Annotated in this window: 12 protein-coding genes; 4 read left to right on the plus strand and 8 right to left on the minus strand. The window is 72.2% G+C overall.

Annotation, left to right across the window (positions count from 1 at the left end; all coding sequences use genetic code 11):
* Nucleotides 1-76: 76 nt before the first annotated feature.
* Complete coding sequence (locus ACMCNK_RS30670) at nt 77-1,264, minus strand: methyl-accepting chemotaxis protein (RefSeq protein WP_412739817.1); 1,188 nt, start codon at nt 1,262-1,264, stop codon at nt 77-79.
* Between the two features lie 250 nt (nt 1,265-1,514).
* On the opposite strand from ACMCNK_RS30670, the gene ACMCNK_RS30675 reads away from it, so the two are divergent.
* Nucleotides 1,515-3,062 (plus strand): aldehyde dehydrogenase family protein, encoded by a 1,548-nt coding sequence (locus ACMCNK_RS30675; RefSeq protein WP_412739818.1) that lies wholly within the window; start codon nt 1,515-1,517, stop codon nt 3,060-3,062.
* A 60-nt stretch (nt 3,063-3,122) separates the two neighbouring features.
* Here ACMCNK_RS30675 and ACMCNK_RS30680 read toward each other — a convergent pair whose 3' ends face one another.
* Nucleotides 3,123-3,572, minus strand: a complete 450-nt coding sequence (locus tag ACMCNK_RS30680) for a protein phosphatase (RefSeq protein WP_412739819.1) — start codon at nt 3,570-3,572, stop codon at nt 3,123-3,125.
* Nucleotides 3,573-3,796: 224 nt separating this feature from the next.
* Here ACMCNK_RS30680 and argS point away from each other — a divergent pair, with 224 nt between their 5' ends.
* Together argS and ACMCNK_RS30690 are read left to right on the plus strand one after the other, a co-directional pair.
* Nucleotides 3,797-5,497 carry an arginine--tRNA ligase gene (gene argS, locus ACMCNK_RS30685; RefSeq protein WP_412739820.1) on the plus strand — a complete coding sequence of 567 codons (1,701 nt, stop codon included), beginning with the start codon at nt 3,797-3,799 and terminating at the stop codon, nt 5,495-5,497.
* Nucleotides 5,498-5,624: 127 nt separating this feature from the next.
* Nucleotides 5,625-7,412, plus strand: a complete 1,788-nt coding sequence (locus ACMCNK_RS30690; protein ID WP_412739821.1) for a bifunctional metallophosphatase/5'-nucleotidase — start codon at nt 5,625-5,627, stop codon at nt 7,410-7,412.
* 13 nt (nt 7,413-7,425) lie between these two features.
* On the opposite strand, the gene ACMCNK_RS30695 is transcribed toward ACMCNK_RS30690, so the two are convergent.
* The 4 genes from ACMCNK_RS30695 to ACMCNK_RS30710 form a co-directional block, all read right to left on the minus strand.
* Nucleotides 7,426-8,094 carry a hypothetical protein gene (locus ACMCNK_RS30695; RefSeq protein ID WP_412739822.1) on the minus strand — a complete coding sequence of 223 codons (669 nt, stop codon included), beginning with the start codon at nt 8,092-8,094 and terminating at the stop codon, nt 7,426-7,428.
* A 149-nt stretch (nt 8,095-8,243) separates the two neighbouring features.
* Nucleotides 8,244-9,716 (minus strand): serine/threonine-protein kinase, encoded by a 1,473-nt coding sequence (locus ACMCNK_RS30700; RefSeq protein ID WP_412739823.1) that lies wholly within the window; start codon nt 9,714-9,716, stop codon nt 8,244-8,246.
* Nucleotides 9,717-9,835: 119 nt separating this feature from the next.
* A complete protein-coding gene (locus ACMCNK_RS30705) occupies nt 9,836-10,627 on the minus strand; it encodes an META domain-containing protein (protein WP_412739824.1) in 792 nt (263 codons plus the stop codon).
* A gap of 153 nt (nt 10,628-10,780) precedes the next feature.
* A complete protein-coding gene (locus ACMCNK_RS30710) occupies nt 10,781-11,761 on the minus strand; it encodes a trypsin-like serine peptidase (protein WP_412739825.1) in 981 nt (326 codons plus the stop codon).
* A gap of 564 nt (nt 11,762-12,325) precedes the next feature.
* On the opposite strand from ACMCNK_RS30710, the gene ACMCNK_RS30715 reads away from it, so the two are divergent.
* Nucleotides 12,326-12,682 (plus strand): STAS domain-containing protein, encoded by a 357-nt coding sequence (locus tag ACMCNK_RS30715; protein ID WP_412739826.1) that lies wholly within the window; start codon nt 12,326-12,328, stop codon nt 12,680-12,682.
* A 38-nt stretch (nt 12,683-12,720) separates the two neighbouring features.
* On the opposite strand, the gene ACMCNK_RS30720 is transcribed toward ACMCNK_RS30715, so the two are convergent.
* Both ACMCNK_RS30720 and ACMCNK_RS30725 read right to left on the minus strand, forming a co-directional pair.
* Nucleotides 12,721-13,374 (minus strand): response regulator, encoded by a 654-nt coding sequence (locus ACMCNK_RS30720; RefSeq protein ID WP_412739827.1) that lies wholly within the window; start codon nt 13,372-13,374, stop codon nt 12,721-12,723.
* The gene (locus ACMCNK_RS30725; RefSeq protein ID WP_412739828.1) at nt 13,371-14,522 is read right to left on the minus strand and encodes a sensor histidine kinase; all 1,152 of its coding nucleotides are present in this window, start codon (nt 14,520-14,522) and stop codon (nt 13,371-13,373) included. The genes ACMCNK_RS30720 and ACMCNK_RS30725 overlap by 4 nt, the downstream gene beginning before the upstream one ends.
* Nucleotides 14,523-14,559: the final 37 nt, after the last annotated feature.

Consider the following 14,559-nt stretch of genomic DNA (forward strand, 5'->3'; position numbering starts at 1 on the left):
CCGGGGCGCTCGGGTGGCAGGGAAGCGTCCGGCCCGGCCCGCCCGGTGCAATGCCGGGCGGGCCGGTGCCGGCGGGTCAATAGCGGAACACCGACGCGAGGTCGTGCAGGCGTCCCGCGGTACCGGTCAGGCTCTCCGCGGCGCGCCGGGTCTCGTCGGCGGCGCCGTGCACCTCGGCCGCCGCCGAGCTGACCATGCTGATCGCGTGACTGATCTGCTCGGCACCGGCGCTCACCGTGCCGGCGCCCTCGACCATCGCGCCCGTCGTGGCGGTCTGCTCCTCGACCGCCGCGGCGATCGTGACCTGGTGCTGTGCGATCGAGCCGATGACCCCGGTGAACTCGCCGACCGCCGTGACGGCCTCGCTGGTGTCGCGCTGGATCTCCTCGATCCGGCGCGCGATCTCCTCGGTGGCGCCGGCGGTGGCCTGCGCCAGCTCCTTCACTTCGCCCGCGACGATGGCGAAGCCGCGGCCCGCCTCGCCCGCGCGGGCGGCCTCGATCGTGGCGTTCAGGGCGAGCAGGTTGGTCTGCGCGGCGATCGCGCTGATCGTCTGCAGCACCTGGCTGATCTGCTGGCTGGATTCGTGCAGCTTGGTGACGTTGCCGGTGGCGCGGCCGGCGCCCGCGACCGCCTCGTCGGCGGTACGGGAGACCTCGCTCGCGTTGGTGCTGATCTCCACGATCGCCTGGCGCAGCTGCTGGGTGCCGTCGGCGATCGACTCGACCTCGGTGCTGGTCCGGCGCGCCGAGCGGGCCACGGTCTCCAGCTCGGTGGCCGTGGCGGCCGCCGCCTCGGTCATCGTGGTGCTGGTCTGCTCCAGCGTCCCCGCCGAGGTGGTGACCTCCTCGACGGCCCGGCGGATGCCGTCCACGGTCGCCTGGAAGCGGTCCATCATCGCGTTGAACGCGACGGCCATCTGGCCCAGCTCGTCCTTGCCGATGACCGGCATCCGGGGGCTCAGGTCGCCGTCCGCCGCGATCTTGATGATCCGCGCATCGTGCCGCAGCTCCCGGGCGATCTTGGTCCAGGTGGCGGCGAGGAAGAACAGGCCGATCGGGGCGAAGGTCACGGGCGCCCACAGCAGGACACCGGCGAGGTCCTGCAGCTGCTGCTGACCGGCGGAGTTCGCGGGCAGCGTCTCTGCGACGGTGGTGACGACCGAGCGCGCGTACAGGCTGAGCGTGAACAGACCGCCGATGAGGACCAGCATGGATAGGCTGGCCCGCGCCTTTGCGGGCACCTTGGCGAACAACGTCAGCATCGATACCTCCAGGAAACTCCCACTCGTGATCGGCAGCACATCCGGAAGTCTGAGAACGACTCTCTCAGGACCAGCGCAAGACGTGCCGATGAGACAGCAATGTGCCCCCGGCCGGGGTGGAGCAGAAGTTCGTCGCATTTTCTGATCAGGTCAAGAACTGGCGCGGCAGCCTCCGGCACGGCGTAGCGATACCGGGATTCTTCTCGGCAGAGTAAGGCCATCGCGCCGCCTCGTCGACGGGAGACCCGCCATGACACTGCGCCTGGCCCCCGGCACCGCCTGGGCCGACGTCCTGTCCCGGGCCACCGCTGTCGCGCCCGAGGCGTTCACCGGCGACCGGCTCCGCAACCACTTCGACGGCTGCTGGCAGGACGCCGGCGAGCCGGTACCGCTGCACAGCCCGGTCGACGGCGGCCGGCTGGCCACGCTCTCGCGGCTCGGCGCACGGACCGCCGCGCAGGCCGTCCGGGCGGCCGCGGACCAGCACTACCAGTGGTCCGAGACCTGGTTGCCGGAGCGCCGGGCCCGCGTGCTGGCGGCGCTGGACGACCTGGGCGCCCACCGCGACCTGCTCGCGCTCACCCAGGTCTGGGAGCTCGGCACGCCCTGGCGGCTGGCCTGCGCCGATGTCGACCGGGCGCTGGACGGCGTGCGCTGGTACCTCGAGCGGATCGAGCGGCAGCTCGGCGACCGTGACCCGTTGCCCGGCCCGGTCAGCAACCTCGCCTCGTGGAACCATCCGGTCGGCGTGCTGGTGCAGACCGAGCTCGTGCAGATGCTCGCCGGCAACGCGACGGTCGCGAAGGTCCCGTCGCAGGGCGGCGCCGTCTGCCTGACGGTCGCGCACGCGCTCATGGCCCGCGCCGGGCTGCCCGTCACGCTGCTCTCCGGCTGTGGCACCGAACTGTCCCCGGTGCTGGTGCGGTCCCAGGAGATCGGAGCGGTCAGCGCCGTCGGCGGGCGCGGCGACGGCGGCGCCATCGCCGCGGCGCTGCTGGACACCGGCAAACGCCACGCCATCGAGCAGGAGAGTCTCAACGCCTGGGGGATCTGGGAGTTCTCCCAGTGGGACCTGCTCGCCGACCACCTGCGGGCCGGCCTGGAGTACGGCAAACAGCGCGGCACCGCGTACCGGCGGTTCGTCGTGCAGCGCAAGCTGGTCGACCGGTTCCTCGCCGCGTACCTGCCGGTGCTGGAGGCGGCCCGGTTCGGCCATCCCCTGGCCGTGGCCGCCGACGGCGACCCACTGCCCGATCTGGACTACGGCCCGCTCATCAGTGCGACCGCTGCCGCCGAACTGCGGCGCCAGGTCGACGAGGCGATCAACGGCGGGGCCGTCCCGCTCTACCGCGGCTCGCGCGACACGGGCCGCTACCTGGCCGGGCAGGACACCAGCGCGTACGTGGCCCCGACCGCGCTGCTCGCTCCGCCCGGGCGGGCCGAACGGCACCGGCATGCCGGGCCGTTCGGCCCGGTCGACACGGTCATTGTCGCGGACACCGAGGACGAGCTGCTGTCCGCGATGAACGCCTCGAACGGCGCGCAGGTGGCCAGCGTCGCGGTCGACGACCAGGAACTGGCGACCAAGCTCGCCCGCGACGTCCGGGCCTTCAAGATCGGCATCAACCGGCCGCGCGTGCGCGGCGACCGGGAGGAGCCGTTCGGCGGCCGGGGCGGGTCCTGGAAAGGCGCGTTCGTGGGCGGCGACCTGCTGGTGCAGGCCGTCACGGTCGGTCCCGGCGACGACCACATGTACGGCAACTTCCCGGGCGGCAGCCGCTACCCGAGCAACCCCTGAGCCCGGCGACCGGCGCAGCGTGTGGTCCGTGTCCCCCTGCACGCTGCGCCCGGTCGCCGTCTACCCTCCGACGGGCGGACCAGCGGGGAAGCGGGCCACGTAGCGGCGCTGCCATAGGGTCTCGACCGCGCGCGGGTCGTAGCCGGCACGCACGTACGCGACCGCCTGCGGCGCCGGTACGCCGTCCAGCACCGCCAGGCAGGCCAGGGCGGTTCCGGTCCGGCCGCGCCCCCCGGCGCACGCCACCTCCACCCGCTCGCCGGCGGCCCGCTCCCACGCTTCCCGCAGCATGCGCGCGGCGAGTCCGGAGTCGCGCGGCAGCCGGAAGTCCGGCCAGGGCACCCAACGGCTCGCCCACGGCACCGGCGGCGGCGCATCGCCGAGCAGGTAGACCCCGAACTGCGGATGCGGGCCGGGCGGAGGCGGGCGGCGCAGGGCGCGGCCACGGATCCGCCGCCCGGACGGCAGCGTCAGCACTCCGGGGGCGTCGAGATCCCAGCCATCGTCCATCCGCCCATCCTGGCGGGCGCCGGGCACATATCGGGTCCCCGTGGGGCGGGCGTACCCGCTAGCATGGCGCCATGCACAGCAACTGCGTCCGTCGCGCGCGACGCCGGGTCCGCCCCGTCCGCCAGCGCTGACGCATGTCTTCCGCCGGCGGGTCGACCCGCCGGCGTCACGGTCTGTGGCACGGATCGGCCCGCCTCCCTGCGTACGGTTCCAGGAGTCTGCCGATGAATCTCGAAGCTCTGCTCTGCACCCGGCTCGCCGCCGCGTTCTCCGCCGTGGCCGGTGGCGACGTGGATCCGGCCGTCCGGCGGTCGCAGCACGCCGACTTCCAGTCCGGCGCAGCGTTGCCGCTGGCCCGGCAGCTCGGCCGGCCGCCCCGCGAGATCGCGGCCGAGGTGGTCGCCCGGGCCGACCTGGCCGGCGTTGCGGTGGCCGAGGTGTCCGGTCCCGGCTTCCTCAACCTGACCGTCGCCGACGAACTGCTCGCGGAGCTGGCGAACACGATCGCCGCCGACCCGCGGCTCGGCCTGGCGGCCACCGGCAAGCCCGAGACGATCGTGGTCGACTACTCCGCACCCAACGTGGCCAAGGAGATGCACGTCGGCCATCTGCGGTCGACCGTCATCGGGGACGCGGCCGCGCGGTTGCTGGAATGGCAGGGCCACACCGTGATCCGGGCCAACCATCTCGGCGACTGGGGCACGCCGTTCGGGATGCTCATCGAGCATCTGGTCGATCTCGGTGACACGGGGGACGGGTCGCTGGCCGACCTCACCGCGTTCTACCAGGCTGCGCGGGTGAAGTTCGACGCCGACGCGGAGTTCAAGCGGCGGGCCCAGCTGCGGGTGGTGGCCCTGCAGGGCGGCGACCCGGACACCACCCGCTTGTGGCGGCGGCTGCTCGCGGCGTCCGAGCGGCATTTCCTCGCGGTCTACGACCTGCTCGGCGTGAGCCTGACCGCGGCCGACTTCGCGGGCGAGAGCAGCTACCATGACCAGCTCGAGTCGGTGGTGGCGGAGCTGGACGACAAGGGGCTGCTGCGGGTCAGCGACGGCGCGCTGTGTGCGTTTCCGGCCGGTTTCACCGGTCGCGACGGAGAGCCGATGCCGCTGATCGTGCGCAAGAGCGACGGCGGCTTCGGCTACGCGGCGACCGACCTGGCTGCGCTGCGGCACCGGGTACGGACGCTCGGCGCCACGCGGATGCTGTACCTGGTCGGCTCGCCGCAGCGCACCCATTTCCAGCTGGTGTTCGCGGTGGCGCGGGAGGCGGGCTGGCTGCCCGGCGGGGTGTCCGCCGAGCATGTCGAGTTCGGCTCGATCCTCGGCGCGGATGGCCGGATGCTGCGCACCCGGGCCGGCGGCACGGTGAAACTGGCCGGGCTGCTCGACGAGGCCGCGCAGCGGGCGTCGGCGCTGGCCGCGGCGAAGACCCCGGACCTGGACCCGGCCGCGCTCGCCCGGGTGGGCCGGTTGGTCGGCACGGGCGCCATCAAGTACGCCGACCTGTCCGCCGACCGGCGCTCGGACTACGTGTTCGACTGGGACCGGATGCTGGCCCTGACCGGAAACACCGGGCCCTACCTGCAATATGCGTACGCCCGGATCTGCTCGATCTTCCGGCGGGCCGGGACCGCCGCGCCCGGGCAGGTGGTGCTGACCGAGGCGCCCGAACGGGCGCTGGCGCTGGAGCTGACCGCTTTCGCGCCCATGGTCTCCGGGGTCGGCGGATCGCTGGACTTCCACCGGCTCACCGGTTACCTGTACGGGCTCGCGACCGCGTTCAGCGCGTTCTACGAGAAGTGCCCGGTGCTGACCGCCCCGCCCGCGGTGCGCGACAGCCGGCTGGCGCTCTGCGATCTGACCGCCCGGACGCTGCGCCAGGGGCTGGACCTGCTCGGCATCGCCACCCCGGACCGGCTGTGAGCGCGCCCCGGCCGCTGGCCGCTCTCCTCGGTCCGTGACGTCATCCACTCTCGCTTGTCGATGTCTTGACGGTTAGGGTGCGGGGGGCGCTCACGAGGCGCCCTCTCGCCCCTCCGAAAGGCACGTGATGACCCTTCCGTCCCGTGTGTCGCGACGCAGCATCCTGGCCGTCGCGGCCGCCTCCGTCGCCGCTCCGATCGCGTTGCCCGGCAGCGCGGAGGCGGGGCCGCGCCGCCCGGCCCCGAAGACGTACGACCTGACCGTGCTCGGCACGTCCGACACCCACGGCAACGTCTTCAACTGGGACTACTACCTGGACCGTGAGTTCGACGACAAGGCGCACAACGACGTCGGCGTGGCCAAGCTCGCCGCGCTGGTGAACCAGATCCGGGCACAGCGGTGCGGCAAGGCCACCTTGGTGCTCGACGCGGGCGACACGATCCAGGGCACCCCGCTGGCGACGTACTACGCCAAGCAGGAGCCGATCACCTCCACCGGTGAGAAGCACCCGATGTCGCGGGCCATGAACGTGCTGCACTACGACGCGGTGACCCTCGGGAACCACGAGTTCAACTACGGACTTCCGCTGCTCAACCTGTGGATCCGCCAGCTCGGGTTCCCGGCGCTGGCCGCGAACGCGGTCGACGCGGCAACCGGGCGGCCGGCCTTCACCCCGTACGTGATCAAGAAGGTGTCGCTCGGGCCCGGCGCGCCGACGCTGCGCGTGGGAATCCTCGGCCTGACCAACCCGGGCGTCGCCATCTGGGACCGGGCCAACGTCGAGGGCAAGCTCGAGTTCCGCGACATGGTGGCGACGGCCGCACACTGGGTGCCGGTCATCCGCGCCCGCGGCGCCGACCTCGTGATCATCAGCGCGCACGGCGGTGACAGCGGCACGTCCAGCTACGGCCCCGAGCTGCCGAACGAGAACCCGTCCGCGCTGATCGCCGCGCAGGTGCCGGGCATCGACGCGATCCTGTTCGGGCACGCGCACGCCGAGGTCGCACAGCGGTTCGTCACCAACGCCGCCACCGGCGCGCAGGTGCTGCTGTCGGAGCCGTCGAAGTGGGGCGAGCGGCTGACCCGGATGGATTTCACGCTCACCCGCGACCGGGGCCGCTGGCAGGTCACCGGCAAGTCGTCGACCACGCTCAACACCAACACGGTGGCCGAGGACCCGGCGGTTCTGGCGGCGGTGCAGGCCCAGCACGCCAAGACGGTCGCGTACGTGAACCAGGTCGTCGCCACGTCCACCGCGGAGCTGTCGGCCGCCGAGTCGCGGTACCGGGACACGCCGATCCTCGACTACATCAACAGGGTGCAGACCGACACGGTTGCCGCCGCGCTGGCGGGTACCGCGGACGCGGCGTTGCCGGTGCTGTCGATCGCGGCGCCGTTCAGCCGGACCGCGGTGTTCCCCCGCGGCGAGGTGAAGATCAAGGACGTCGCCGGGCTGTACATCTACGACAACACGCTGGAGGCGGTCGTGCTCACCGGGGCGGAGGTGAAGGCGTACCTGGAGTATTCCGCGAAGTACTTCGTGACGCTGGACCCGCAGGCTCCGGTGGATCCGGCCACGCTCAGTGACCCGGCGGTGCCCGACTACAACTACGACGTCCTGTCCGGCGTGGACTATGACATCGACATCAGCCGGCCGGTGGGGGACCGGATCACCCGGTTGCAGTTCGGGGGCGCCGACGTGCCGGCCGACGCGCGTTTCGTCGTCGCGGTGAACAACTATCGCCGCAGCGGCGGGGGCAACTTCCCCGGCATCGTGAAGTCGCAGGTCTACAACGCCCAGCTGGAGATTCGCCAGCTGCTCATCGACTGGGCACAGGCCAAGGGTCAGATCGATCCCGCGGACTTCTTCGTCGCCAACTGGCGGCTGGTCCGGGCGGGTGTGCCCGTCTTCTGACCGGCCCCTGGGCTCACTGCTTCTTCTTCATGACCGTCCAATCGCCGGTTTCGTCCGCTGTCACCCGCAGCGGACGGAACCGCCCGCCGTCCAGCGTGAGCTCACATTCGTAGTTGCGCAGGCCGTTGCTGCCGCGGTCGCCGAGCGCCCGGCACGTCGCCTGCGTCGCGGTCAGCCGGGCCGACTTCTGCAGCTCGCCGTCGGTGACGATGTTCTCCTGGAGCTGCTTGAGCACCGCGGTCTCGCGATATTCCAGGTAGGCGGGCACGGCGACCGTCCGGGCCAGCCCGGCGGTCACGAGACCACCGACCACCAGCGCGAGGCAGAAGACGATCCAGTACGGCGCGGTCGACGACCGGATGCGCCGCGCGGACGCGGCGCGGCGCCGCACCGAAACGACGCCGAAGACACCGAACAGGAGTGTCCACACCGCGACGGGCCACACCGCGGGCGGCCGGGGACGGGCCGCCAGGCGCAACTCCTCCGGGTAGCGGACCAGGACCTGACCGTGACGCGTGTGCGGCATGCCCGGGTCGGCCGCGTACGGCGGGGCCGGCGGCTGCTGTGCCCACGGCGGCGCGGTCGGGTACTGCGGCACCGGCAGCCGGGGCGGCGAGAGGTACGGGTCGGACGTGTGCGGGGATCCCGCGAGGTCCTGGCCGTACGAGGCCTGCGTCGTCATGTCGGGGGCCTTTCGAGGAGCGGCCCGGTTGCAACACCGCGCCAGTTCCCGCCCCATCGGCCCCGCCCCGGTGGACTTGACCGGGACCGGGGTCAAGTCTCCCTCTGGAATACCTCAGCGCCGGGTTGACCTCGCGCCGGCCCGCTGGATCAGCCCTCGCCGGCGGTGCCGACGACGCTCGTGCCGCCGCCGATGTTGCCCGTCGTCGGCGTTGTGGCCGGCGGCGTCGTGGTCGGCTGTGTCGGCGGGGCGGTCGTGGTCGGCTGTGTCGGCGGGGTGGTCGTGGGCTTCACCGTCGGGGCGGCGCTCGTCGAGGGTGGCGCGGACGGCGGGGCCGAGCTGGGCGGCGGGGCGGACGCGCTCTCGTGCTGCGGGGTGCCGGTCGTCTTGGTGGGGGCCTTCGTCGGGGCGAAGGTGCGGGCCGGCAGCACCGGCAGGTCCGGCTCGGCCGGGTCCGTGGTGGCCTCGATCGGCGGGGCCTTCGTCGTGCCGCCGGTGTTTTCCCGGCCGCCACCGCCCACCGACGCGAACGCGAGGGCGATGCCGCTGGCCAGGGCGACCAGACCGAGCACCACGAGCAGCCCGGCGAACCGGGTCCGCTGGCCGAAGCTGCGGCGGGGCGGAGCCGCCTCCGGGACGCCGCGGGGCACGGGCACGGTCCGCGGCTGCATGGGCGGGGCGGTGAGCTGGGTGCCGGTCAGCCGGGCCCCGGTGGTGGCGGCGCCGGCCAGCCGGGCCGAGGTGAGGTGAGCCGTGGTCATGCCGGTGCCCGTGAGGCTGCGCCAGTCCATCGGGCCGCCGGCCGCCAGCGCCGCGTCCGCGAACTCGGCCGCGCTGGCGAACCGGTCGGCGGGCGACTTGGCCATCGCACGGCTGATCAGGTGACGCACCGGCAGGGGGACGTCGCCGGGCAGCGGCTCCGGCTCGTCCTCCAGGTGGCGCAGCGCGACCTGCAGCGCGTTGTCCCCGTCGAACGGCGGCTGCCCGGCGATGCAGTGGTACGCCACCGCGCCCAGGGCGTAGATGTCCGTGGCGGGGGTGACGTTGCCCTTGGCCACCTGCTCGGGGGCCATGTACAGGGCCGTGCCGACGATCGCGTTGAGGCCGGTGACGCTGGTGACCGCGTTGGACCGGGCCACTCCGAAGTCGACCAGGATCACCGTGCCGTTCGGCTTGACGATGAGGTTGCCTGGCTTGACGTCGCGGTGCACCGTGCCGTTCTCGTGCGCGGCGTGCAGCGCGTCGGCGGCCTGGGCGACGATCGACATGGTTTCCGCGACGCCGAGCTGGCCCTGCTCCTTGAGCCGGGTGGACAGCGGCTCACCGTCGACGAACGCCATCACCAGGTACGCGCACTGGGTCTCGTCGGCCGGGTCGCCGGCGCTGGCGTAGTCGTACACCTCGACGACGCCGGGGTGGCGGAACGCCGCCATCATCCGGGCTTCGCCGTAGAAGCGGGCGGCGAACTCCGGGTCGGCCATCATGTTCTGCCGCAACACCTTCACGGCGACCGTACGGCCGAGCACGACGTCGGTGCCGCGCCACACATCGCCCATGCCGCCGGTCGCGATGCGCTCGTCCAACCGGTAGCGGTTGTCCAGAAGGTGTCCCGAACTGAGCACCAGCGGACCTTATCTATTAGAGGCGGGCATGGCTCCGACATTTCGCGGCGGAGCCGGGTCGCGGACAACTGTACCGAGCCCCAGCCACAGACCGCTGTCCCACAGGCGACGGTGTGGCGTCACCCTCTGTCAGGATCCGGCGTGAACTGCAAGGCCCGGCCGTCCGGGTGGGCCAGTACGAGCCGGGTGCCCGATATCCGGACCGAAAGCTGGCCACGCAGCAGATCCCGGACGGTACGGTCCAATGCCCGCAGAGCCGGCGGACACTGCGCCGCACGGGTGGTCAGATTGCCGAACGTGACGGTTCCGTCGCCGATGGTGGCGGGGCCGTCGAGCCCAGTGCAGCCGGTGGTGCCGGTGACCCGTCCATCCCGGAACGTCAGATGTACGTCGGCCCCGGCCGGCACGGACGCGGCGGTGCCACCGTCGATCAGCGTCCGCAGTGACCATCTCGGACCGGCCAGCGGGCGGTCGGGTTCGGCGGACCTGAGGTCGATCAGCCGCAGCCGGTCGGTGCCGGTGCTCAGCAGCAGGGTGTCGTCCGTGAGCTGCCAGCGGGGCCCGGCCTGGAGGAAGCCGGTCAGCCACGCGTCCTGCGCCGTCAGGGCGGGTGAGCAGGCCATCAGCGTGCCGCCGAGCTCTGAGACGACCAACCGGTCGTCGTGGGCGGCGACTTTTCCGCTGAGGTGGTTGCAGCCGGCATCGGCGGTCACGGTGTCCGGCTGGAAGGTCAGCCGCACCCGGGTGCCCGGGACCGGTGGCCCGGCCGGGTCGCCGCCGGGCTGTGGCCCGGCCGGGCTGTGGCCCGGCCCGGAGGCGGAGGGCACGGAGACGAACGTCCGGCCGGCGAGGGCCGTTGCGGGGGAGGGCTGAGCGGCGGCGCCGTCCCGGCCGCATCCCGTGATCGACATGAGCGTCACCGCCGCGAGCAATGGCCACCATCTGGTCGTCATACCGGCTCGGACGGCGGCGGTTTCCCGTACGTTCCCAAGATTTCGCATTCAGGCGGGTACGACGAAGGCCCGGCGACGCTGCCGGGTCTCCGCCGCTCGATCACGGGCAGATCACGCCGGGGACAATCCTTCGGCGTAGTCGAACAGGCTCTTGATGTCGTCGTCGAAGTACGGCCCGTCCATCTGGTCGGCGTTGTCGTGGCGGTGGCTCACCACGCTGTTGGAGTAGCCGAGGCCGGTTTGATCGTTGTATTCCTGCAGCCACGGACCGCCGCTGGAACCCTGCGTCATGTTGCACCAGGCGCGTACCTGCTGGTTGTGGCCGTTCCATGTGGTGCCCTGGCAGAAGTACTGGAGATCACCGGGGAAGCCACCGGTCGCCGGGTAGCCGAGAATGGTCACCGTGACGGAGTAGCCCCAGTTCCATCGCAGGCCCATGCCGCCGACCGTGTCGACGACCTTGGCGTTGTAGATGCCGCCGTTGTTCATGATCGCGATGGCCATGTCCTCGTCGCTGTTGCTGCTGTTGATCCACGCGGTCCGGGTCGTCAGGCTGCCCGCCACGAACTGGCCCACCGGCGAGCTGCCCTGCCGGAAGCCGGGCACGAAGATGAAGTTCGAGTACCAGCCGCCGCCCGCGCCGGCGTGCACGCAGTGCCCGGCGGTGAGCACCAGGCGGCGCTTGCCGCTGTTCAGGGCGCTGGCGGAGCACTGGCCGGTGCCGCCGGGCACGGTCACGTACACCTTGCCGACGACGATGGACTGGTTCAGCGCGCTCAGACCCCGCGACGGCAGCGCGGGGGCGATGCTGCCGGGCTTGCCGTGCGGTGCCGCGGGCGTACCGGAACCGGACGGGTCGGGCGCCTTGAGGTCCAGGTCCACGGCGGCGGCCATGCGCGCCGGGGTCCAGTACGCCTGAACCGCCGCGACGGCGGCCGGGCTGGTCACCGCCTGCCCGTCGGCTGTCCGGGCGACCGTGCTCGCGTTCCCTGACGCCGCGGCGGACGGCTGGGCCTGCGCCACCGCGCCCCCGCTCAGCGTCACCACCAGGGCGGTCGCCGCGACGGACGCCGATCTGATGATCGATCTCATACGGAATTCCCCTTTCCGTAAATGACATTCGATGAACGAATTTAATTGATCCATTTCAATATCGCTGTCCGGCGGCCGACTCGGAATGGGGATGTGCGATGCATTTGTTAACAGAAGGCGCCGCCACCAGGCGTGCTGCGCGGTGAATGTGAACGCGCGCGATGCAAAGCCGATGTGGTGCGCGTAAAGGAAGAAAAACGCCGCTCTCGGCACCAGGCGGGGCAGAACCGAGCAGGCGCGGCGGACCCTTCAATCCGGACCTTCCCGGCCTGGAAAGCAAATCTTGTGCGCCGCCGCCATCCCCGCTTCCAGTGGTGACCATCTGTTGTGATGCAGGTCACTCCGGGTAATTGGCTGGACGCCGCTCGATAAGATCGGCCTTGATTTTCATACGGGGCGCACAGCCGCCTGTCAGGTTCACGGACTAACCTTTCGGTCAGTTTCACCAGAGCCCAGCGGGGGATGCAGAGTGTGCCCCCGGCGGCGGCCCGCAGAAGTACGCTGCGTTGCGGTCCGCGCACAGAGGAGACGCCCGGGGCATCCCGGGCGGGTGGAGGTAGTGCCGTGACGCTGTCGATAGTGACGTCGACGCTGACCACAGGCGTGGTGGAGGTCTCGCCCCTCGGCGAGATCGACGTCGAGAACGCCTACGAGATCCGGGAAGCCGTCGCCGCCCAGCTCGCTGCGGCGAAACCAGCCCGTATCGAACTCAACATGCAAGGCGTCACGTTCATCGACTCCACGGGCATCAGTGCGCTCGTCGCCGCGTTCCAGCTCGCGCGCGTCGGCGGCACGCAGCTCGTGGTGACCCAGCCGAGCCGGTTCGCGCACCGCCAGCTGTGGGTGGCCGGGCTGCTGGGCCTGTTCGGCACCCCCCAGCCGCACGACGAGTCCGGCACACCGGCCGGCGCTCCCGCCTGATCGACCGGCCGGGCCCGTCTGTCGACCTGCCCGGCCCGTCAGTCGACCAGCCCGGCCCGGAACGCGGCGATCGCGAGCTGGACCCGGTTGGTGGTGGCGAGTTTCTCGAACAGGTGTGTCACGTGGGTCTTCACGGTCCCCTCGCTCAGGAACAGCCGCCCCGCGATCTCCGCGTTGGAGTGCCCCAGCCCTACCTCGACCAGCACCTGGCGTTCCCGCTCGGTCAGCGCGTCGAGCCGGGCCAGCGCCTCGCGGCGGCGCCGGGACCGGTCTTCCGCGGTGAACCGCGTGATGACCTGCCGGGTGACCGCGGGGGACAGCATCGAGTCACCGGCGGCGGCGAGCCGGACGGCGTGCAGCAGCTCGGCCGGCGGGGTGTCCTTGAGCAGGAATCCGGTCGCGCCCGCCTCCAGCGCCTGGAACACGTCGTCGTCGGTGTTGAACGTGGTGAGCACGACGACCGCGATGGCGGGCTCGGCCGCGCGCAGCGCCGCGGTGGCCGAGATGCCGTCGAGGCGGGGCATCCGGATGTCCATGAGCACCACGTCCGGCCGGCACCGGCGGGCCGTGTCGAGCGCGGCCCGGCCGTCGGTGGCCTCGCCGACCACGGTGAGGTCCTCGGCCGACTCGATGATCATGCGCAGGCCCGCGCGGACCAGGGCCTCGTCGTCCGCCAGCAGTACCGAGATCATGACCGGCCCTCCGGCGTCGCCGAGTGTTCGATCCACGGCACGACCGCGGCCAGACGCCAGCCCTCGGCCCCGTCCGGGCCGCTGTGCAGGTGGCCACCGACCAGCCGGAGGCGTTCGGCCAGGCCGATCAGTCCCGCACCGGAGCCGGGCAGGTCGAGCGGGGCTCCGGTGGGCGGACCGTTGTCGATCGTGACCCCCACCGTCCCGTCCGTGTGACGCTGCACCGTGACCGTCGCCGGGGCGCCCGGGGCGTGCTTGCGGGCGTTCGTGAGCCCCTCCCGGACCACCCGGTGGACCACCCGGGCGGTCCCGGGCGGCAGGTCTCCCGCGTCGTCGCACAGCGTGACGGAATTCCCGGCCTGTGTCGCTGCCCACACCAGCTCCTGCGGGTCGCCGACCGGCTCGGTCAGCGGGGCCGGAGCCTCACCTTCCTGCAGCACCCCCAGGACCGTACGAAGCTCCTGCAACGCGTCGCGGGCGGTGACCCGGATCAGTCCCGCGGTCTGGGCCAGCACCGGCCGCCCGTCGGCATGCAGCTCGAGCGCACCCGCGTGCAGCGCGATCAGCGACACCTTGTGCGCCAGCACGTCGTGCATCTCCCGGGCGATGCGCGTGCGTTCGGACGCCCGCGCTTGCTCCTCGCGCAGCACCCGGGCGGCCTCGGCGCGCTCGGCGCGTTCCCGCAGCGACTCCTGCAACGCCCGGCGGGTCGCGGTGTACACCCCCACGCCGAGGGCCAGGCCGGTGATGACCGGGCCGATCATCAGGTCGTCCGTACCGAGGTGCCCGTCGTCGATCCAGGACCATCCGGCGATGCCGGCCCAGCCCGTCCCGGCCAGCGCCCAGAGGTGCCGGCGGGGAGCGTGCACCCCGGCGGCGTACAGGCCGGCCAGCAACGGGGCGGGGTTGCCGGACAGCGGGTAGGCCACCGCGCCGGCCAGCGCGGCGAGGTGCGGCCGGGTACGCCGCGTCCACTGCGCCGCGGTGCCCGCCAGCCCCGCCAGTGCGATCACCGGGCGCGGCAGGCTCACCCAGTGACCCTTCACCGCGAACGCCGTGAGCAGCAGGCAGACCAGCACGACGGCGCCGTCGGCGACGCGCGGGTCGGCGAACAGAGCCCGCCACGAGACCGGCATCTGGATCTTCACGCGGGGCAGCCTATCGACGGCGTCCCGTCCCGCCCAG

Source organism: Krasilnikovia sp. MM14-A1259 (genome assembly GCF_047159535.1).
Lineage (GTDB): Bacteria > Actinomycetota > Actinomycetes > Mycobacteriales > Micromonosporaceae > Actinoplanes.